Source organism: Cellulomonas sp. P4_A2, from assembly GCF_056402515.1.
On the sequence record NZ_JBFUHG010000005.1, the window covers coordinates 143,612 to 163,662 of the forward strand.

20 protein-coding genes and 1 other RNA gene are annotated in these 20,051 nt (G+C 69.9%); 18 read left to right on the top strand and 3 right to left on the bottom strand.

Annotation, left to right across the window (positions count from 1 at the left end):
• Positions 1–91: 91 nt before the first annotated feature.
• From AC1DUE_RS06955 to AC1DUE_RS07025, 15 genes are all read left to right on the top strand, one after another.
• Entirely contained in the window at positions 92–442 is a 351-nt protein-coding gene (locus AC1DUE_RS06955; RefSeq protein WP_477038830.1) for a TadE family protein, read from the top strand.
• The gene (locus tag AC1DUE_RS06960) at positions 439–879 is read left to right on the top strand and encodes a pilus assembly protein (protein ID WP_477038673.1); all 441 of its coding nucleotides are present in this window, start codon (positions 439–441) and stop codon (positions 877–879) included. The genes AC1DUE_RS06955 and AC1DUE_RS06960 overlap by 4 nt, the downstream gene beginning before the upstream one ends.
• Entirely contained in the window at positions 876–1,322 is a 447-nt protein-coding gene (locus tag AC1DUE_RS06965; RefSeq protein ID WP_477038674.1) for a pilus assembly protein TadG-related protein, read from the top strand. The genes AC1DUE_RS06960 and AC1DUE_RS06965 overlap by 4 nt, the downstream gene beginning before the upstream one ends.
• A gap of 23 nt (positions 1,323–1,345) precedes the next feature.
• Entirely contained in the window at positions 1,346–2,461 is a 1,116-nt protein-coding gene (gene prfB / locus AC1DUE_RS06970) for a peptide chain release factor 2 (RefSeq protein WP_477038675.1), read from the top strand.
• Between the two features lie 246 nt (positions 2,462–2,707).
• The gene (locus tag AC1DUE_RS06975; protein ID WP_477038676.1) at positions 2,708–3,820 is read left to right on the top strand and encodes a sugar ABC transporter substrate-binding protein; all 1,113 of its coding nucleotides are present in this window, start codon (positions 2,708–2,710) and stop codon (positions 3,818–3,820) included.
• 157 nt (positions 3,821–3,977) lie between these two features.
• Positions 3,978–4,814: an ATP-binding cassette domain-containing protein gene (locus AC1DUE_RS06980; protein ID WP_477038677.1), complete on the top strand. Its 837-nt coding sequence runs from the start codon at positions 3,978–3,980 to the stop codon at positions 4,812–4,814.
• Positions 4,811–6,097, top strand: coding sequence for a sugar ABC transporter permease (locus AC1DUE_RS06985; RefSeq protein ID WP_477038678.1), 1,287 nt, complete (start codon positions 4,811–4,813; stop codon positions 6,095–6,097). The genes AC1DUE_RS06980 and AC1DUE_RS06985 overlap by 4 nt, the downstream gene beginning before the upstream one ends.
• Positions 6,098–6,123: 26 nt before the next feature.
• Positions 6,124–7,401, top strand: coding sequence for an ROK family protein (locus AC1DUE_RS06990; protein WP_477038679.1), 1,278 nt, complete (start codon positions 6,124–6,126; stop codon positions 7,399–7,401).
• A 164-nt stretch (positions 7,402–7,565) separates the two neighbouring features.
• Entirely contained in the window at positions 7,566–8,255 is a 690-nt protein-coding gene (gene ftsE / locus AC1DUE_RS06995) for a cell division ATP-binding protein FtsE (protein WP_477038680.1), read from the top strand.
• Positions 8,255–9,169, top strand: a complete 915-nt coding sequence (gene ftsX / locus AC1DUE_RS07000) for a permease-like cell division protein FtsX (protein WP_477038681.1) — start codon at positions 8,255–8,257, stop codon at positions 9,167–9,169. Before ftsE ends, ftsX begins: the two co-directional genes overlap by 1 nt.
• Position 9,170: 1 nt before the next feature.
• On the top strand, positions 9,171–10,466 hold the full coding sequence (locus AC1DUE_RS07005; RefSeq protein WP_477038682.1) for a peptidoglycan DD-metalloendopeptidase family protein: 1,296 nt from the start codon (positions 9,171–9,173) through the stop codon (positions 10,464–10,466).
• Between the two features lie 17 nt (positions 10,467–10,483).
• A complete protein-coding gene (locus tag AC1DUE_RS07010) occupies positions 10,484–11,185 on the top strand; it encodes a phosphatase PAP2 family protein (protein ID WP_477038683.1) in 702 nt (233 codons plus the stop codon).
• 59 nt (positions 11,186–11,244) lie between these two features.
• Positions 11,245–11,715, top strand: a complete 471-nt coding sequence (gene smpB, locus AC1DUE_RS07015; protein ID WP_028047638.1) for an SsrA-binding protein SmpB — start codon at positions 11,245–11,247, stop codon at positions 11,713–11,715.
• Entirely contained in the window at positions 11,712–13,565 is a 1,854-nt protein-coding gene (locus AC1DUE_RS07020) for a DUF2207 domain-containing protein (RefSeq protein WP_477038684.1), read from the top strand. The genes smpB and AC1DUE_RS07020 overlap by 4 nt, the downstream gene beginning before the upstream one ends.
• A gap of 11 nt (positions 13,566–13,576) precedes the next feature.
• Positions 13,577–14,632, top strand: a complete 1,056-nt coding sequence (locus AC1DUE_RS07025; protein WP_477038685.1) for an ATP-dependent DNA ligase — start codon at positions 13,577–13,579, stop codon at positions 14,630–14,632.
• On the opposite strand, the gene AC1DUE_RS07030 is transcribed toward AC1DUE_RS07025, so the two are convergent.
• A complete protein-coding gene (locus tag AC1DUE_RS07030; RefSeq protein WP_477038686.1) occupies positions 14,599–15,249 on the bottom strand; it encodes a TetR/AcrR family transcriptional regulator in 651 nt (216 codons plus the stop codon). The two genes, AC1DUE_RS07025 and AC1DUE_RS07030, sit on opposite strands and share 34 nt — an antisense overlap.
• A 95-nt stretch (positions 15,250–15,344) precedes the next feature.
• On the opposite strand from AC1DUE_RS07030, the gene AC1DUE_RS07035 reads away from it, so the two are divergent.
• The 3 genes from AC1DUE_RS07035 to ssrA all read left to right on the top strand — a co-directional run bounded on the left by AC1DUE_RS07035 (position 15,345) and on the right by ssrA (position 17,644).
• Positions 15,345–15,923, top strand: a complete 579-nt coding sequence (locus AC1DUE_RS07035) for a TIGR03086 family metal-binding protein (RefSeq protein ID WP_477038687.1) — start codon at positions 15,345–15,347, stop codon at positions 15,921–15,923.
• Between the two features lie 104 nt (positions 15,924–16,027).
• Entirely contained in the window at positions 16,028–17,194 is a 1,167-nt protein-coding gene (locus AC1DUE_RS07040; RefSeq protein WP_477038688.1) for a S1C family serine protease, read from the top strand.
• Between the two features lie 82 nt (positions 17,195–17,276).
• Positions 17,277–17,644: a transfer-messenger RNA gene (gene ssrA, locus AC1DUE_RS07045) on the top strand.
• A 158-nt stretch (positions 17,645–17,802) separates the two neighbouring features.
• Here ssrA and AC1DUE_RS07050 read toward each other — a convergent pair.
• Entirely contained in the window at positions 17,803–18,642 is an 840-nt protein-coding gene (locus AC1DUE_RS07050) for a hypothetical protein (protein WP_477038689.1), read from the bottom strand.
• A gap of 597 nt (positions 18,643–19,239) precedes the next feature.
• Complete coding sequence (locus tag AC1DUE_RS07055) at positions 19,240–19,668, bottom strand: hypothetical protein (RefSeq protein ID WP_477038690.1); 429 nt, start codon at positions 19,666–19,668, stop codon at positions 19,240–19,242.
• Positions 19,669–20,051: the final 383 nt, after the last annotated feature.

A 20,051-nucleotide genomic window follows, 5' to 3' on the forward strand; every position in this document is an offset into this window, starting at 1 on the left:
ACGTGTTCGAGACGGCGATCGACGGGGTCACCGGGCCCTGAGCCGAGTCTGGCGGCCCTGGAACCCCAGCACGTCCGAGCACGGGTCGGCGATCGTCGACTTCGCGCTCGTCGGCGCGCTCGTCACCGTGCTGTTCGTCGGCGTGCTGCAGCTGACGATCGTGCTGCACGTGCGCAACACGCTCATCGACTCGGCCTCCGAGGGGGCGCGGTACGCCGCGCAGGCGGGACACCAGCCGGCGGACGGCGCGGCACGCACCCGCGAGCTCGTCGGGCAGTCGCTCGCCGACTCCTACGCGCAGGACGTCACCGCGACGACCACCCGCATCGACGGCCTGGACGAGATCGAGGTGGAGGTGGTCGCGCCGCTGCCGCTGGTCGGGCTGCTCGGCCCGGGGGGTTCGCTCACGGTCCACGGCCACGCCCTGGTGGAGACCCCGTGAGGTGGCACAGCGACGACTCCGGCAGCGCCGTCGTCGAGTTCCTCGGCCTGGCGCTCGTGCTCCTGGTGCCACTGATCTACCTGGTGCTGGTGCTCGGGCGGCTCGAGGCGGCGTCGTTCGCCGCCGAGGGTGCCGCGCGCGAGGCGGCCCGAACGTACGTCGTCGCCGACACGGCCGACCAGGGGGCGGCGAGGGCGGTCGCCGCGACCGGGATCGCGCTGCGGGACCAGGGCTTCGACGACGACCCGGTCGAGGCGCTGACCCTGAGCTGTTCGTCGACCCCCTGCCTGGAGCCCGGCAGCGACGTGGCCGCCCGCGTCGACCTGGTGGTGCCGCTGCCGTTCGTCCCGCAGTTCGTCCGCGACGTCGTCCCGCTGGAGGTCCCGGTCAGCGCGGAGCGGGTGGCACCGGTCGACGCCTACCGGGAGCACGGATGAAGCGGGACGACGAGGACGGCCAGATCATGATCCTGACGCTCGGGTTCGTCGTGATCGCGCTGCTCCTGATCACCGTGGTCGCGTCGGCCGCCCACGTGCACCTGGAGCGCAAGCGGCTGCTCGCGCTCGCGGACGTGCTGGCGCTGGAGGGGGCCGATGCCGTCGCGGGAGAGCGGTACTACGCGCCCGGGTCGGACCACGACCCGGGCCTGCCGCTGACCGACGGGGCCGTCCGGGACGAGGTCGAGCAGTACCTGCGCGACAACCCGGACGCCGCCGGGCAGTGGGACCAGTTCGTGGTACTCGACGCGTCGACCCCGGACGGCACGTCCGCTCACGTGCACCTCGGCGCGGTGACGCACCCGGTCGTGCTCAGCTGGGTGCTCGCGCCGTGGCAGGACGGGATCACGCTGGAGGCGGAGTCGTCGGCGCGTGCGTCGTAGCCGCTCCGGTAGCCTGGACGGTTGTGGCGACCACCGACTTCAGCACCGCGATCCATGACTTGCGCACCACCCTCGGCACCATCCAGGCGGTGAGCGACCCCACCGCGCTCGAGGCGAAGGTCGCGACGCTCTCGGAGCAGGCCTCGGCGCCGGACCTCTGGGACGACCCGGACGCCGCGCAGAAGATCACGAGCGCGCTGTCGGCCACGCAGGCCGAGCTGGACCGCATGAGCAAGCTGAGCGGCCGGATCGACGACCTCGAGACGCTGGTCGAGATGGCGGCCGAGGAGAACGACGAGGACACGCTCGCCGAGGCCGAGGCCGACCTGCTGAAGATCACGAAGGACCTGGGGGAGCTCGAGGTCCGCACGCTGCTGTCGGGGGAGTACGACCAGCGCGAGGCGGTCGTGACCATCCGCTCGGGCGCCGGCGGCGTGGACGCGGCGGACTTCGCCGAGATGCTGCTGCGCATGTACCTGCGCTGGGCGGAGCGCCACGGCTACCCGACGACGGTGCTCGACACCTCCTACGCGGAGGAGGCCGGCCTGAAGTCGGCGACCTTCGAGGTGAAGGTGCCCTACGCGTTCGGCAACCTGTCGGTCGAGGCCGGCACGCACCGCCTGGTCCGCATCTCGCCGTTCGACAACCAGGGCCGGCGCCAGACGAGCTTCGCGGCCGTCGAGGTGATCCCGCTCATCGAGTCGAACGACTCCATCGACATCCCCGAGTCGGAGATCAAGGTCGACGTCTTCCGCTCGAGCGGCCCGGGCGGGCAGTCCGTCAACACGACCGACTCCGCGGTGCGCATGACGCACATCCCGACCGGCATCGTCGTCTCGATGCAGAACGAGAAGTCCCAGATCCAGAACCGCGCCGCCGCGCTCCGCGTGCTGCAGTCGCGGCTGCTGCTGGTGAAGAAGGCCGAGCAGGACGCGAAGAAGAAGGAGCTCGCCGGCGACGTCAAGGCGAGCTGGGGCGACCAGATGCGCTCCTACGTCCTGCAGCCGTACCAGATGGTCAAGGACCTGCGGACCGAGCACGAGGTGGGAAACCCCGCCGCCGTGTTCGACGGTGACATCGACGACTTCATCGAGGCGGGCATCCGCTGGCGCCGCTCCGCGGAGAAGTCCGCGTCCTGACCTGCACTTCCGTCTTTGTTGCCCGGCCGAACATTCTCGGCGGACCCGTGCTTCGGGGAGGTCTCGGTCGGGTCACGTCTGGGTGACAACATCACGGTTTGACCACGAACTGCCCCCGTGACCTTGTGGTTCGTCGGGCGAGGGCCATATGTTGTCGCCCGCAACATAGTCCGAGCGCCCGTAAGCGCCGGGTGGAGACGAGCGCAACGAGGCGTCGTCACGAGAGGGAGCACAATGCGACGGAGCATGATTCTGGCGTCGGCGGCCGTGATGGCCACCGGACTCCTGTTGGCCGGTTGTGGCAGCAGCGACACGCCCAGCAGCGGTGACACGGCAAGCGGCGACTCCAGTGCAGCCGCGACCAAGGCGAAGGTCGGCGTGATCCTGCCCGACACGAAGTCCTCGGCGCGCTGGGAGACGGCGGACGCGAAGTACCTCGCGGAGGCCTTCGAGGCAGCCGGCGTGGACTACGACATCCAGAACGCGCAGGGCGACAAGAACCAGTTCCAGACGATCGCCGACGGCATGATCACGAGCGGCGTCAACGTCCTCATGATCGTCAACCTCGACTCGGGCTCCGGCAAGGCCGTGCTGCAGAAGGCACAGGCCCAGGGCATCGCGACGATCGACTACGACCGCCTGACGCTGGGCGGCGGGGCCGACTACTACGTCTCGTTCGACAACACCAAGGTCGGCCAGCTGCAGGGTGAGGGCCTCGAGAAGTGCCTCACCGACGCCGGCAAGACGTCGGCGAGCATCGCGTTCCTCAACGGCTCGCCGACGGACAACAACGCCACGCTGTTCAAGGCCGGCGCCGTCCAGGCGCTCAAGGCCAAGACGGACAGCGGCGACTACACCGTCGTCGCCGACCAGGCCGTTCCCGACTGGGACAACCAGCAGGCCGGCACGATCTTCGAGCAGATGTACACGGAGACCGGCGGCAAGATCGACGGTGTCCTGGCAGCCAACGACGGTCTCGGCAACGCCGCGATCGCCATCCTGAAGAAGAACGGCGTCAACGGCACCGTCCCGGTCACCGGCCAGGACGCGACCGACCAGGGCCTGCAGAACATCCTCGCGGGCGACCAGTGCATGACCGTCTACAAGGCCGTCAAGAAGGAGGCCGACGCCGCTGCGGCGCTGGCCATCGCGGCTGCGAACGGTGACGACACCTCGAGCCTCGCCACGGGCGAGGTCGAGGACTCCGAGACGCAGAAGAAGGTTGCGGCGGTCCTCCTGGACCCGCAGGCGATCTACTTCGACAACGTCAAGGACGTCATCGCGGACGGGTACACCACCAAGGAGAAGGTCTGCACCGCGGACTTCGCCGCCAAGTGCGCCGAGGCCGGCATCTCCTGATCACGACACCTGGGTGGCCGCGMCGCCGCGGCCACCCAGGTATCAGGCGGGGSCGGKCCGCGGGRGCGGCCGGCCCCGGCCTGGTGCCTGAGCACCACAGCACGACCGCACAGACCCGCAACGCCGCGGGGTGAACCGAGTGACGACGAGGTGGACGATGACCCAAGCAGCGCATGCCGCACCCGACCTGGCCCCGCCCCCGACGCTCGAGGTGCGTGGAGGCCGCAAGAACTTCGGCGCGGTCCACGCGCTGCGTGGAGTCGACCTGGTGGCTCGAGCCGGTGAGGTCACCGCGCTCGTCGGCGACAACGGTGCCGGCAAGTCGACCATGATCAAGGGCATCGCGGGGATCTTCCCGTTCGACGCCGGCGAGGTCTACTTCGAGGGCGAGCTCACGCACATCGCGTCCCCCGGCGACTCCAATGCGCTCGGCATCGAGGTCGTGTACCAGGACCTCGCGCTGTGCGACAACCTCGACATCGTCCACAACATGTTCCTGGGCCGGGAGATCAAGAAGGGCTTCCGGCTGGACGAGTCGGCCATGGAGACGCGTGCGGCGGAGGTGCTCGCCTCACTCTCGGTACGCACCGTGCGCTCCATCCGCCAGCACGTCGCAAGCCTGTCGGGCGGGCAACGGCAGACCGTCGCGATCGCCCGGGCCGTGCTCTGGAACTCCAAGCTGGTCATCCTGGACGAGCCGACCGCCGCTCTCGGCGTCGCGCAGACCGAGCAGGTGCTGCAGCTGGTCCGCCGACTCGCGGATGCCGGCCTCGCGGTGATCCTCGTGTCCCACAACATGAACGAGGTCCTCGAGGTCGCGGACTCCGTCAACGTCCTGTATCTCGGCCAGACGGCCGCGCAGGTGCGCGCCAAGGACACGTCGCGCAGCGAGATCATCGAGCTGATCACGAGCGGCTCGGCCGCTCTCGCGCCGACTCCCGCGGGCGCCGCCTCGACCATCAACGACGCACCGAACGGGAGCACCCCCGCATGAGCACGCCCACCGTCTCCCGTCCCGACCGCAACGACGCGGCGCCCTCGCTCCTGGCCGGCTCGGTGGAGCAGCCGACGTTCGGCGAGTCCGTCACCAACTACTGGAGCAAGGTGCGCGGCGGCGACATGGGGTCGCTGCCGGCCATCCTGGCGCTCCTGGTGCTGCTGGCGATCTTCGTGATCATGAAGCCGAACACCTTCCCGTCGACCCTGAACATCGCCAACCTGTTCCAGCAGGGCGCCGTCGTGGCGACGATCGCGATGGGGCTCGTCTTCGTCCTCCTGCTCGGCGAGATCGACCTGTCGGCCGGCTTCACGTCCGGCTTCTGCGGGGCGATCCTGGCCACCGCGCTCACCAAGAACGGCCTGCCCTGGTACGCGGCCGTCGGAGGCGCAATCGTCGCCGGTCTGGTCGTCGGCCTGATCAACGGCACGCTTGTCGCCCGGCTCGGCATCCCGTCGTTCATCGTCACGCTGGCGATGTTCCTGGCCCTGCAGGGCGCCGTGCTCCTCATCATCGGCTCCGGCGGCAACATCTCGATCAGCGACCCGGTGATCACCGCGATCCAGAACAAGAATGTCCCGCCGCTGATCGGCTGGGCGATCGGGATCCTCTCCGTCGTCGCGTACGGGGTGTCGAGCCTGCGCACGTGGCAGCTGCGTCGCAAGCGTGGCCTGCTCGCCGCGCCCGTCGGCATCATCGCGATCAAGATCGGCGCGATCGCCGTTCTCGTCCTGGGCATGGTCGCCGTCCTGAACCAGGAGCGGAGCCTGAACCCGTTGCGCACCTCGATCATCGGCGTGCCCATCGTGGTGCCGGTCATCGTGACGCTGGCGCTCGTGCTCGGATTCGTGCTCACCCGGACCGCGTTCGGCCGGCACATCTACGCGGTCGGTGGCAACGCGGAGGCGACGCGTCGTGCGGGCATCAAGGTCGCCAGCGTGCGCCTGGCGTGCTTCATGATCTGCTCCTCCATGGCTGCCGTGGCCGGCATCTTCGCCGCGTCGCGTGCCACGTCCGTGGACCCGAACGCCGGCGGCTCGAACGTGCTGCTGTACGCCGTCGGGGCGGCCGTCATCGGTGGCACGTCGCTCTTCGGCGGCAAGGGCCGGATCATCGATGCCCTCATCGGTGCCGCGGTCATCGCCGTGATCGACAACGGCATGGCCCTGCTCGGCTACTCCTCGGGCGTCAAGTACGTTGTCACCGGCGCCGTCCTGGCGGCGGCGGCAGCGGTGGACGCCATCTCCCGTCGACAGGCCCGGTCGACCGGCCGCGGCTAGCCTCGGAGAACGGAAGGGAGGCGCGCGTGCGGCTAGGTGCTGGTCCGCCCGTCCGGCGTGCGGACGCGTCGGCTCAGGACGACGTCCGGCGCGCCAACCTCTCGGCCGTCCTGCGGCTCCTGCACTTCAACGGCCCGGCCACACGGTCGGACCTCGTGGCCAGCACCGGCTTCAACCGCTCGACCGTCGGGTCGTTCACCTCTGAGCTCGTCAAGCTCGGGCTGGTGCGTGAGCGACCCGGCGTCGTGCGTGGCAAGGGCCGGCCGTCGAACGTCGTCGAGCCGGTCAGCACCAGCGCCCACGTGCTCGCGTTCGACATCACGACGTCGAGCGTGGGCGCGGCGCGGGTCGGCCTCGGCGGCTACCTGCTCCAGGTGCGGCGCAGGCTGCACAGCACCTCGACGCACGACGTGCCTGCCGTGGTCGACCTGATCGCGACGCTGGCCACAGAGATGCAGGGGCGCGCGACGCCGGGCTCGCTGTGCCTCGGGCTCGTGGTGTCCGTGCCGGGCAGCGTGCGGCAGCCGGACGGCCTCGTCCGGCGCTCGCCCCCGCTGGGCTGGCACGAGGTGCACCTCGCGGACATGCTCCGCGAGAAGCTGGGCGACGACTACCCGATCACCATCGGCAACGACGGCGACCTGGGCGTCGTGGCCGAGTACCTGCGCGGTGCCGCGCGCGGCTCGCAGGACGTCCTCTACGTCCGCGGCGAGGTCGGCGTCGGCGGCGGCGTGGTGGTCGACGGCGAGCTGCTCAAGGGCTCCGGCGGGTATGCCGGCGAAGTGGGGCACCTGCTGGTCAAGCCGGGCGGCCGGGTGTGCTCCTGCGGGTCGCGGGGCTGCTGGGAGGCCGAGATCGGCGACGCGGCGATCATCCGCGCGGTGGGCCGCGACCCCAGGGAGTCGGACATCGAGGACGTGATCAACGACGTCGCCGTCGGCAACCGGCGCGCGATCGCCGGGGTGCGCAGGACGGGGGAATGGGTCGGACTCGGGCTGGCCAGCCTGGTCAACCTGTTCAACCCGCGCGTGGTGGTGCTGGGCGGCACGCTGGGCGCGCTGTACCCGACGCTGGAGCCGACGCTCGTGCAGGCGTACGCGCGCACGCTGGGGCCCAACCGGGAGCAGGCCCAGCTGATCCGCTCCGAGCTGGCGTCCGACGCGCAGCTCGTCGGGGCCGCCGAGGTCGCCTTCGCCGACGTCCTCGAGGACCCTGCCGGGACTCTCGACGCGCGGCGCGAGCAGCTCGAGACCGGTGGCGAGGACCTCGGCGAGGTGCACCGACTCCGGGTGCGCGGGGCCTGACGACCGGACACAACGGGCATACCACCCCGCCGGCCCCGTTCTCACAGGCAACCGTCGGCGTGTCACCACCGGGTAGGGCAGTGCTCGCTGCCTACTCTCGACGAGGCCAGCGCTTGACCGCTTCAGTTCTCTCACCCCGTCCCCGAACACTGGCCACGAGCACAGTGATCAGATTCGAGAACGTCACCAAGGTCTACGCGCGAGGCGCCCGACCGGCCCTCGACCGTGTGTCCTTGGACGTCGAGCGCGGGGAGTTCGTCTTCCTCGTCGGCGCCTCCGGCTCCGGCAAGTCGACCTTCCTGCGCCTCGTGCTGCGCGAGGAGCGGGCCTCGGCGGGACGCGTGTTCGTCGCCGGCAAGGAGCTCGGCACGCTGTCGTCGTGGAAGGTCCCGCAGCTTCGTCGGCAGATCGGCGCGGTGTTCCAGGACTTCCGCCTGCTGCCCAACAAGACGGTGTTCGAGAACGTGGCGTTCGCGCTCCAGGTCATCGGCAAGCCGCGCCACCACATCCTGACCACGGTGCCGGACACGCTCGAGATGGTCGGCCTGGCCGGCAAGGAGAAGCGTCGCCCGCACGAGCTGTCCGGTGGTGAGCAGCAGCGCGTGGCCATCGCGCGCGCGTTCGTCAACCGGCCCAACATCCTGCTCTGCGACGAGCCGACGGGAAACCTCGACCCGACGACCTCCCTGGGGATCATGCGCCTGCTCGACCGCATCAACCGCACCGGCACCACCGTGGTCATGGCGACGCACGACGACGAGATCGTCGACCAGATGCGCAAGCGCGTGATCGAGCTGGCCACGGGTGAGCTCGTGCGCGACCAGTCCCGCGGCGTCTACGGCTCGGACCGCTGATGCGCCTGCAGTTCATCCTCTCGGAGATCGGCCTCGGTCTTCGTCGCAACCTGTCCATGACCATCTCGGTCATCCTCGTCACCTTCGTGTCGCTGACCTTCGTCGGCTCGGCCGCTCTGCTGCAGATCCAGATCGGCAAGATGAAGGACGACTGGTACGACAAGGTCGAGGTCTCGGTCTTCCTGTGCCCGCAGAACTCGTCGGTGCCCACGTGCGCGAGCGGCGAGGTGACCGACGACCAGCGCGCCGACATCGAGGCCGCGCTCGCGTCGCCGGAGATCAAGCCGTACATCGAGCACATCTACACGGAGACCAAGGAAGCGGCCTTCGCGTCGTTCCAGAAGCAGTTCAAGGACCAGGCCTGGACGGCGGCCGTGACGGTCGACGACATGAACTCGTCGTTCCGGATCAAGCTGACCGACCCGCAGAAGTACCAGCTCGTCGCGGACGTGGTGTCGGGCAGGGCGGGCGTCGAGGACGTCCAGGACCAGCAACGGCTGTTCGACAAGCTGTTCTCGGTGCTCAACCACGCGACCCTGCTGGCCGGTGGTCTGGCCGCGGTGATGCTGCTCGCGGCGGTCCTGCTGATCACGACGACGATCCGGCTCTCGGCGCTGAGCAGGCGGCGCGAGACCGGGATCATGCGGCTCGTCGGCGCCTCGACGTTCTTCATCCAGCTGCCGTTCATGCTCGAGGGCGCGATCGCCGCGACCGTGGGCGCGCTGCTCGCCGTGGCCGGGCTCTGGCTCGGCGTCGAGTACCTGGTCAGCGACTGGCTCTCGGAGTCCGTCAACTGGATCCCGTACGTGGACACGGCCGACGTGCTCACCGTGGCGCCGATCCTCATCATCATCGCCATCGTGCTGGCCGCGATCTCGTCGCTGGTCACCCTCTCCCGCTACACCAAGGTGTGACATGAGGACGAAGCGGCTCGCGATCCTGACGATCCTCGCCCTGCTGATCGGCGCGCTCGTCTCGAGCCCCGCGTCGGCGGACAGCATCGACGACCGTCGCAAGGCCGCCGAGGCCCACAAGGCCGCCGTGGCCAAGGCGCGCGACGACCTCGAGGCCGCGATGGAGGGCGCCGACGCCAGCCTGCAGGCGCTCGCGCTGCAGCTCGCCGACACCCAGGCCAAGATCGTGCCCGCGCAGGCCGCGGTCGACGCCGCCCAGGCCGCGCTCGAGAAGGCGCAGCGCGAGGCGGCGATCATCGCGGCCCGCCTGGCCGACGCGAAGGACCAGCAGGCGACGATCACGACGACGATCGCGACGGACGCAGCGAACGCGGACGCGATGCGTGCGGCGATCGGGCAGATGGCTCGCGAGGCCTACAAGGGCGGCGGCGGGAGCGTCTCGGGCTTCGACGTGATCCTGGACTCGCAGAGCACCGACGACTTCGTCCAGCGGTACGGCCTGCTGTCCACGGCGCTGCGGACGCAGTCGCAGATCCTCGACGCCCTCAAGGCGACCGACGCGCTGAACAAGAACGCCGAGGCGCGCCTGACCGCCGTGGGCGACAAGATCACCGAGCTGAAGGCGGACGCCGACCAGAAGGTGGTCGAGGCCGACCAGGCCAAGGCAGCCGCGACGGCCGCGAAGAAGTCCCTCGACGACCTCCTGGCCCAGCAGGTCGCCCAGCAGGCGCAGCTCGACGCGCAGAAGGCCTCCCTCGAGGCCCAGCTCGCCGCCGCGGACGCCGAGGCAGCGGCCGTGCAGAACGAGCTCGTCGCGGCGATCGAGGCGCAGAAGGCCCGGGACGCGGCCGCCGGCAACCCGCACGGGCCGGCCGGACCGATCGGCCGGGCGCTGTTCGCCAACCCGACGAGCGTCAACCCGATCTACGTGACCTCCGAGTACGGCATGCGCATGCACCCGACGCTGCACTACGTGCGGCTGCACGCCGGCATCGACCTGCGCACCTACTGCAACACGCCGATCTACGCGGGCCGCGCCGGCACGGTCACCTGGGCCAAGCAGCGCTTCGGGTTCGGCAACCAGGTCATGATCGACAGCGGCTTCGTCAACGGGAACGCGCTGTCGGCGTCGTACAACCACCTCACGAGCTTCGCGGTGAGCGCCGGCCAGCACGTCGAGCAGGGCCAGCTGATCGGGCGGTCGGGCAACACCGGGACGTCGGCCGCGTGCCACCTGCACTTCGAGGTGTACGTCAACGGCGCGACGACGAACCCGCGGCCGCTGCTCGGCCTCTGACCGTTACCGTGGCCCGCGTGGCCACGCCGCGCGCCCGTCCCGCCGTGCTCGTCGAGCTGGTCTTCCTGCTGCTCGTCTTCCTCGTCTTCGTGCGCCTGCACGCCGCGGCGGGCCACGACATCTCCGCCGCCGAGACGCACGCGTTGACTCTGCACGCGATCGAGCGCGCGCTCGGTCTGGACATCGAGCTGTCGCTCAACGGGTGGCTGGCCGGGCAGCCGGTGCTGATCACGCTCGCGGTGCTCGTCTACCGCTCGTACTACCTGGCCGTCGTCGGGACGCTGGTGTGGGTGTACGTGCGGCACGCCGAGGTCTACCTCGTCGTTCGTCGGACCCTCGTCGCGATGCTCGTCCTCATCCTGCCCGTGTACTGGGCGATGCCCATGTCGCCGCCGCGGTTCGCGCAGCCGGGTGTGGTCGACATCGTCGCGGAGCACGACATCGTCGACGGCGCCGACCCGCACGGCTACACGGCCATGCCCAGCAACCACGTGGCGCTGTCCGCGTGGTGCGCATACGCGGTCTGGCTCGCGCTGCGGCCTGCCCACCCGCGGCTGGCGCTGCTGGCGTGGCTGTTCCCGCTCGTCATGACCGCGGTCGTGCTCACCACGGGCAACCACTACGTGCTCGACGTCGTCGGCAGCGCGGTGCTCCTGGGGGCGTCGATCGGCGTCGCGACACTGTGGGGCCACCTCAAACCGTTGGCCACGCCCAGGTAGGCTCGGTCGGCGGCACACCAGGTGCGCGCGACCAAGACAGGGAACGGGGTTCGACGACGGTGGCCAAGGAGTCCGGGCGCAAGCTGATCGCCTCGAACCGCAAGGCCCGCCACGACTACGTCATCGAGGACGTGTTCGAGGCCGGGCTGGTGCTCGCGGGCACCGAGGTCAAGGCGCTGCGCATGGGCCGCGCTTCCCTCGTCGACGGCTGGTGCGAGGTGACCAACCACGAGCTGTGGCTCGAGGGCGTGCACATCCCCGAGTACAGCCAGGGCACCTGGACCAACCACGCGCCTCGTCGCAAGCGGAAGCTCCTGCTGCACCGCGACGAGATCGACCGCCTCGAGTCCAAGACGCGCGAGAAGGGGCAGACGATCATCCCGCTGTCCCTGTACTTTCTCGATGGACGCGCCAAGGTGGAGATCGCCCTGGCGCGCGGCAAGCGCGAGTACGACAAGCGCCAGGCGCTGCGGGAGAGGCAGGACAACATGGAGGCGACGCGGGCCATCCGCGAGAAGCGTGACCTGTGAGGGCGCGTCTCGCCGGCATCCTGCTGGCCCTCGGTCTTCTGCTCTCCGTGGGGGCGCCGGCGTTCGCCGCCGTCGACCAGACCTCCGGCCGGGAGATCACGCGGTACGACGTCACGACGGTCCTCGGGGCCGACGGCGTCGCGCGCGTGGACATCGACTTCGACTTCGACTTCGGTGACGACCCCGGGCACGGCCCGTACCTGACCTACCCGACGCGCGTCTACTACGACGACCAGCACGACCGGGAGTTCCACTACTCCGACATCTCGGCGTCGAGCTCGACGGGTGCGCCGGCGCAGGTCAACCAGGAGAACACCGACACGGCGCTGATCCTGCGCATCGGTGACCCGGGAATCGACAACGTCTCCGGCGTGCAGACCTACCACGTGTCGTACACCGTGGACGGCTGGCTCAACCCGGCGAACGCCCAGCACTCCGGCGACGAGCTGTACTGGAACGTCATCGGCGTCGGCTTCGAGGTGCCGGTCGGTGCGATCACCGCCGAGGTCACCGGCCCCGCCGCGGTCCAGGGCGCGGTCTGCTTCGCGGGCCCCGAGGGCTCCACGACGTCGTGCACGTCCGCGGCCGCCACGGGTGACACTGCGTCCTACACGCAGGACCTCCTGTCGCCGGGCGACCCGCTCACCACCGTCACCGGCTGGCCGGGCGGGACGTTCCCCGGGGTGGAGCCGATCCTCGTCGCGAAGCCCGACCCGCTCGCGCAGGTCCAGCCCGTCTCGCCGCTGGGTATCGCGGCCCTCGTCGTGCTCGTGGCCGGCACGTTCCTGGCGGTCCGACGAGTCCGCCGGTCCGGCCGGGACATCGCGTATCTCGGCCTCACGCCCGGCCTGCGCCCCGCCGACGGGCAGCCCGGCAACACCGGCTTCCGCGACAAGCGCGGGCCGGTGTCGGTGCAGTTCCAGCCGCCCACCGGGATGGTGCCCGGCGAGATGGGCACGCTCATCGACGAGAAGGCCGACCCCGTCGACGTCACCGCGACGCTCGTCGACCTGGCCGTGCGGGGGTGGCTGCGCATCGAGGAGGTGCCGCGGTCCAACCCGAACAAGAAGGCCAAGGACTGGACCCTGGTGCAGCTCAAGAACCGCGACGGCACGCTGCTGCCGTTCGAGGACACGCTGCTCATGGAGATCTTCTCCGGCCGCACGTCGGTGCAGCTGTCGGAGCTGCGCACCACGTTCGCCGCGTCGATGGCCAAGGTGCAGACCGGGCTCTACGACGAGGTCACGTCGCGCGGCTGGTTCCGCGCCAACCCGAAGTCGGTGCGGTCCGCCTGGAAGGCGGCGGGCATCGGCCTGATCGTCGTCGCCGGCATCCTGGGCTTCATCGCGTTCAACGTGCTCTCCGACGTCCGCGGCAGCCTGCTGATCCCCATCGCGATCGGGATCATCGGGATCGCGGTGTTCACGATGTCCAACGCCGCCCCCGCGCGCACCGCCGACGGCACCGCCGCCCTCGCGCAGTCGATGGGCTTCCGCCGGTACCTGGCCACCGCCGAGGCCAACCAGCTGAAGTTCGAGGAGGGCGAGGACATCTTCAGCCGGTACCTCCCGTACGCGATCGTCTTCGGCCTCGCCGACCGCTGGGCCCGCGTGTTCAGCGAGCTCGCCGCGCAGGGTCGCGCCGTCCCGCAGCCGGGCTGGTACGTGGGCGGCTACTACCCGGGCGCCAACATCTACTGGGCCTCGGCCTTCGCCTCGTCGCTCGACCGCTTCTCCAGCATCGCCACCGAGTCCATCTCCGCTCCCACGCCCGGCTCGTCCGGCGGCTCCGGGTTCAGCGGCGGGTTCTCCGGGGGCGGCGTCGGCGGCGGTGGGGGTGGGGGCTGGTAAGACTTGGTGTCATGACGCTTCCGGTGATGCCGCCCGTGGATCCCATGCTCGCCAAGTCCGTCCCGACGATCCCCGCGGGGAAGCTCTACGAGCCCAAGTGGGACGGGTTCCGGGCGATCGTGTTCCGCGACGGGGACTCCGTGGAGATCGGGTCGCGGAACACCAAGCCGATGCAGCGGTACTTCCCGGAGGTCGTCGCGGCGGTGCTGGAGCACCTGCCATCGCGATGCGTGGTCGATGGCGAGATCATCGTGCCGTCGTCGTCGCACACCGGGCTGGACTTCGAGGCGCTGCTGCAGCGGGTGCACCCCGCCGAGTCGCGGGTGCGGCTGCTGTCCGTCGAGACGCCCGCCCGGCTGGTCATCTTCGACCTTCTCGCCCTCGACGACGAGGACCTGACGGGCCTGCCATTCGCGGAACGCAGGGCGCGGTTGGAGACGATCGTCAGGGGCTCTGGTCCGGTCTCTGTGACCGCCCAGACGTCCGACCTCGACGTGGCGCAGCGGTGGTTCTCGCAGTTCGAGGGCGCGGGGCTGGACGGGATCGTCGCGAAGGATCCTGCGGGCCTGTACGAGCCCGGCAAGCGGACCATGCAGAAGATCAAGCACGAGCGGACCGCCGACTGCGTCGTCGCCGGCTACCGGCCGCACGCGTCCGGGCCGGACGCGGTGGGGTCGCTGCTGCTGGGGCTGTACACGTCCGAGGGTGTGCTGGCGTCGGTGGGGGTGGCGGCGTCGTTCCCGATGGCCCGTCGCAAGGAGCTGGTGACCGAGCTGGCGCCGCTGGTCACGTCGCTGGACGGCCACCCGTGGAACTACGCCTCGGAGGGGCGGACGCCACGCGAGGCCGAGGGCAGCCGATGGTCGCGGGGCAAGGACCTGTCGTTCGTGCCGCTGGAGCCGTCGCTGGTGGTCGAGGTCGCCTACGACCACATGGAGGGGGAGCGGTTCCGGCACACCGCCCAGTTCCGTCGCTGGCGCCCGGACCGCGACCCGTCGTCGTGCACCTACGCGCAGCTCGAGGAGCCGGTCAGCTACGACCTGGCCGACGTGCTCTCGGCGGGCTGACGCGGCACCCAGCGCGCGCCGAGCTCCTCGGGTGTCGGCGGCTGCTCCGGGAGCCTGTCGTGGCTGGGCCGTAGCCCCTGCAGCTGGAGCTCGACGTAGCGACGACGAAGCGCGGCCGTGCGCTCGGCGTCCCCGAGCCGGATGGCGGTCAGCTGCTCCCAGATCATCGGGAGGTCCTCCGGCTCGAGGTCGTCGCGGACGACGCGCTCGTTCTGGGCCGTCGTCAGGATCTCGACGGCTCGTCGGCTCGACTCCGCGGCCAGCCGGCGGTGCTCGTCGGACGGCACGAAGCTCCCCGCGAGGTGCACGGTCAGCCCGTGCACGTCGGCGGCGACGATGCCGCGCACGAAGGTGGCGAACGCGTCCCACGGATCGGGCCGTTGTTGGGCCTCGTCGGCGATCGCGAGGTACTCGCGCAGCCCGTCGAGGCACAGCTGCGCGAGAAGCGCCTCCTTGCTGGGGTAGCGGCGGTAGAGCGCGCTGATGCCGACGCCGGCGGCCTGCGCGACCGCGGAGACGGGAGCGGTGGGGTCGGCCGTCAGGACGGCGCGGGCCGCGTCGAGGATCGTGACGTCGTTGCGGGCCGCCTGCCCTCGTCGTCCGCTGAGTGCCTCCACGTTCTCGAGGCTAGCACTTGAACGGAACGGATCATTCCGCTACCGTTGAGCTAGAACGGAATGAAGTATTCCGTTCCCGATCTGGAGGTCTTCCCATGAGCACCGGCTTCGACGTCCTCGACCGCGCGCACGCCGCCCTGCGCACCGTCGCCTCGGCGGTCTCCGTCTCCGACCTGACGCGCACCACCCCGTGCGAGCAGTGGACCGTGGCGCAGGTGCTCCAGCACGCGGCGGGGGACCAGCGCGCGTACGCGTACTTCCTCACGGGTGCCGACGGCCCGGTGGGGGACCCGTTCGCTCCTGACGGGGTGCTCGACGTCTCGCCGCTCGAGCTCGTCGGCCCGGCCCTGGAGGCCAGCGGTCGCGCCTACGCCGACGTGAACCCGGACGGTGAGGCCCCGACGCCGCTGCCGCAGGGCGTCCTGCCGGCGCAGACCGCCGCTGGCGCCGCCGCCCTGGATGCCGCCGTGCACGCGTGGGACATCGCGATGGCGACCGGTCAGGACTCGCCGCTCGACGACGACCTCGCCGCGCTGATCCTGCCGACGGCGCACGCCCTCGTCGAGCCGCTGCGCCAGTGGGGCGCCTACGCCGCAATCGTGCCCGGGTCTGACGGCGGCGCCGCCGACGAGCTCCTGCGCTACCTCGGCCGCGACCCGCACTGGGCGCGCTGAGGTCCACAGGTTGCTCACGGGTGGAGTCCAAGGCCCTCCCCGCTTTGCCCGGTTTCCTGTTCTCAGTAGCCACCACCGAGGTGGCGTTCGGGAGGGCCAGGACCATGGACGAGATCACGACCGCCGCCGCAGGGGCTCCTGCCGCCACCACGTCGACCGGCCTTCGTCGCCACCGCCTGCTCCTGGGCCTCGCGGGCGGCACCCTCGTGCTCGGCCTCGCCGCCGGCGCGGGCACGGCCTACACCCTGGACGGGCGCAATTCCAGCGCGACCCCCGCCGCCGCAGGCGCCTCGTATGAGGGGACATCGTTCTATCCGCCGGGGTACGACCCGCGCACCTCTGGCTCGACTGCCACGGCTCAGGATCCCGCGGTCGCGGCGACGGCAGACCAGCAGGTCGGCATCGTCACGATCACCACGGTCCTGGGCTACCAGGGCGCACAGGCCGCCGGCACCGGCATGATCCTCACGTCGGACGGCCTGATCCTCACCAACAACCACGTGGTCGAGGGCTCGACGTCCATCCAGGTCACCGACGAGTCGACGGGCCAGACGTACGTCGCGAAGGTCGTCGGGACCGACGCCACCCACGACGTCGCCGTCCTGCAGCTCGTCGACGCCAGCGGCCTGACGCCGGTTGCGCTGGACGACGACACCGGCGTTGTCTCTGGGGACGCGGTGACCGCGATCGGCAACGCACAGGGCACCGGCACTCTGGTGGCCGCCGCAGGCTCGGTCCTGGCCACCGACCAGACGATGACCGCCTCCGACTCGTCCGGCTCCGACCCCGAGACACTCACCGGTCTCATCCAGTTCTCTGCGGCCGTCGTCGGCGGGGACTCTGGGGGGGCCCTGGTGGACGACGAGGGCGAGGTGGTCGGCATGACCACGGCGGCCTCGTCGGGGTCTAGTTCGGTGGTGGCCTACGCGATCAGCATCGAGGACGCCCTGGCCGTCGCCATCCAGATCGAGCAGGGCGTCGACAACGCCGACATCGTCCTGGGCTACCCACCGTTCCTGGGCGTGTCCCTCTCGCAGGACGGCTCCTCGACCCTGGCCGGCGTGGTCGACGGCACTCCCGCCGCGTCCGCAGGCCTGACCGCCGGCGACACGATCACATCGGTCGACGGCACGGCTCTGTCGACGTCCTCTGCGTTGTCCGCCGCGATCGCCGCCCACAACTCGGGCGACGACCTCGCACTGACCTGGACGTCTGTGGATGGAACGTCCCACTCCGCCACGGTCACCCTGATCGAGGGCCCGGCCGCCTGAGCGGGTATGTGCGCGACCTCCGGCCTCCTGGGGCAGTAGGCTGGGGGTTGTCGCCCTCGGGCGGCGCTTGATAACTGAACATGGGGGTGATCGGTTTCGACGGTGATCGTCGAACCAGGAGAAGCGGGTCGAGGACGCACGGTTATCTCGTCAACGCTCCGTGCAAAACCATAGGTGCCAATACAAACCGCACCGACTTCGCCCTCGCCGCCTGAGCGAGCCCCGAAGTCCGTTGGCCTGAGTACGCTCTCGACTCAGTAACCAGCGTCATCTAGAGAGCCACTGCTGGAAATCCTCGCCGGTGGGATTTCCGGGACTTTTAGCCGACTGAGCCCGTCCACGTACATGCCTGTGTGAGCGTGGGGGCCGAGAAAATCACAGCAGGCTGCACCCGGAGAATCCCTGGTACTGCGTCACCGGACGCGGGTTCGATTCCCGCCACCTCCACGAGTGCCATGGCTCTGACCTGCGTAAATGCGCATAACCGGCCGCAAATGGTTGACGCCGTCAACGGCGCGAGTCAACACCGCAGGGCGACGCAGTTTGATCTACGCGGGACGATCGCCTGATCGCCCGCGATAGCGCCCTCCCCAGTCGATGACCGGGTCTCAGCTGCGTTCAGGGCTGCAGGTCGAACCTGACCCGGCCCTCTCGAAGGGGCCGTTTGTCGCTGCCACGAAGGCGTTGAGCACAGATTGGTACAGCTCGCTCGAGACGGTTTCGTAGCGGGTCCGAGCGCCGACGTCCTCCAGCCAGACGTCGTTCCAAGATCCCATCCCGCCGAAGACCATGGACTCCGCCGCTGCCGCGAGAAGTTGGCTGGCCGCCCGCGTGACCGGCGGACGTGGCGCCAAGTCGGGGTGGTACGGAATATCGGGTTCGTCTGCCCCGGCCCGTTCAATCGCGTCTGCGAACCGAGCGGCCCAGAAATCAAGGCCCTGCTCACGTGCCAGCGATGCCGCCTGCTCCAGAGCGGTGGTTAGCCCCACAAGGGTGGAACCGATCGAGGGCTGCTGTGGTGTCACGCCGTCTGCCCAGGCGCCGACGAGTCGCACTTTCCATATGCGGTCGTCGGCGGCGTGTTGGTCGCCGACGTCCCAGTGCGGCACCCAGACGCTGGGCTTGCGCCCAGTCGCCAGAAGCGCCCACTGGCCACCGTTCGAGAAGGCGGCACTGATCCGGGGTGCCAGTGGTCCGGGCGCTTGAGCGGGGAGTACCAACCACAAGCGATCGACGCCGTGCCCGTTGAGCCAGTGAAGCCACGTGGAGCTGTCCATCGACGCTTCCGCGCGGCGCCATTGGCGCGGGGGAGGCTCCACATCGAAGGAGTTGACGTACTGAAACGTCGAGTTCGTGTGTTCAAGGTCTGGTGGCGGCGCGTTGGACTCTTCTAGCCAGGCCGTGCCGTACAGCGCCAGCGCGACGAGGTTTGCCAACTCACCATTCACGCGCCAGAGGGTATCGGGCTCGCGGGCATCCGTTCTTGCGATTCTCGTGCACGGGACGTCGGGGACACGTTGGGAGTTCTGGGTCGTAGGGGTGCGTGCGCCGCTTCCGCCGAGAAGCTCGATGCCTGTTGAACTGAACAAGAGGACGCCGTCCGCAGAGTCGGGGTGGAGTTTCGGCCGGGCGCCGCGGCTCGTAGTGCGGAGATGCATGCCGCGGCGTCCCAACCCGGTCGCTGGGCGATGAGGGCGGCCAGGCGCCGCTGCGCCCTGCGGCGGGCCACTGCCACCAGCACCCAGACGAGCACGGCGATGCCGGCGAACGAGCCGAGCACGATGGGCGCGACGTTCACGCCTTCGTCGCTTGCGAGCTTCAGCTGGAAATGAACGCGTCCACTGCACCCAGGAACGCGGCGATCCGGAAGGCCTTCACGGCGTGGGCGCTCCCGGAACCGCGTTTTACCGGTGGGCGGTTCGGGACTTCGACGTCGTCGGCGCCTCGGGGTCACCTTGCCCGAGTCCGGGTGCAGGTCTGGTCCTGTCCCGCCGGTGACTCGAGTCAGTTCAGCAGTCCGTGGGGGAACGTCGTAGGGGGCCGGCTCAATGGCCCGATTCACTGCTGAGGTAGATCGGATGAGATACGGGATGCCGAGTTCGTGTCGTCCGTGATTCGAACGCGTCGGCCGGCAACACCCGAGCTGTCGGCCGAGGGCCGTCGAGGTTGGCGGCGTGTTCAACAGCGACCAGCGTATTCATCAGGCGCGTTCGAATCGGATCGATGACCTCGTCGAGTTCGCGCTCGAGTGCGTCGACGAGGCCGAGGAAGGCGTGCACGTGCTCCGGCGGCATCGGGCTATTGATACTGGGCCCCATGACATCGAGGACCTCTTGTGTCTCGGCGTCGAGTACGGCGACCGCGTAGGTAACCGACAGGTCGGACTGCGAGTGCGCGATGGTGCGGTTGCGGTACATTGCCACAAGCTCATGCGTAGGGGCGAACGCGCGAGGGATCTCGACGAGTGTGGTCACCGGTCGGCGGACCCTTGAGGGGAAGAACGTGCGGCAGTAGGCCATCGCCGCGTTAGCCACCCAGCGATCGCTCGGCATCCCGAAGCGGCGAGTCCGGATCCTGCATGCTCCGCAGTGCCAGTTCGAGCGAGTCGCGGGCCTCCGCCAGGTCGGCCGCGTGGCTGCACAACTCCACGAATAGGCGGGCGTCATCCGACTCGTTCAACATTATGAGCTCGAATCGCCGCTCGTCAGGGTTCACCGCTCGAGTATGGCGGGCGCCGGTGCGCTGAAGTGCGCGCACCAGGGGCTGGAGTAGTGGAACACCCAGGCGCCGAGCGGAGCAGCCGCGCACGGGCAACGACGGCGTGCGGTCCGAAGCGGCCGGCTGAACCAGCCTGTCG

Bases quoted from the DNA above. Each gene is read 5' to 3' on its own strand.
- ftsX (WP_477038681.1), top strand. From the start codon at position 8,255: ATGCGCCTGCAGTTCATCCTCTCGGAGATCGGCCTCGGTCTTCGTCGC.
- AC1DUE_RS06975 (WP_477038676.1), top strand. From the start codon at position 2,708: ATGATTCTGGCGTCGGCGGCCGTGATGGCCACCGGACTCCTGTTGGCC.
- AC1DUE_RS07040 (WP_477038688.1), top strand. From the start codon at position 16,028: ATGGACGAGATCACGACCGCCGCCGCAGGGGCTCCTGCCGCCACCACG.
- AC1DUE_RS07005 (WP_477038682.1), top strand. From the start codon at position 9,171: ATGAGGACGAAGCGGCTCGCGATCCTGACGATCCTCGCCCTGCTGATC.
- AC1DUE_RS06980 (WP_477038677.1), top strand. From the start codon at position 3,978: ATGACCCAAGCAGCGCATGCCGCACCCGACCTGGCCCCGCCCCCGACG.
- AC1DUE_RS06985 (WP_477038678.1), top strand. From the start codon at position 4,811: ATGAGCACGCCCACCGTCTCCCGTCCCGACCGCAACGACGCGGCGCCC.
- AC1DUE_RS07035 (WP_477038687.1), top strand. From the start codon at position 15,345: ATGAGCACCGGCTTCGACGTCCTCGACCGCGCGCACGCCGCCCTGCGC.
- AC1DUE_RS07025 (WP_477038685.1), top strand. From the start codon at position 13,577: ATGACGCTTCCGGTGATGCCGCCCGTGGATCCCATGCTCGCCAAGTCC.
- AC1DUE_RS06965 (WP_477038674.1), top strand. From the start codon at position 876: ATGAAGCGGGACGACGAGGACGGCCAGATCATGATCCTGACGCTCGGG.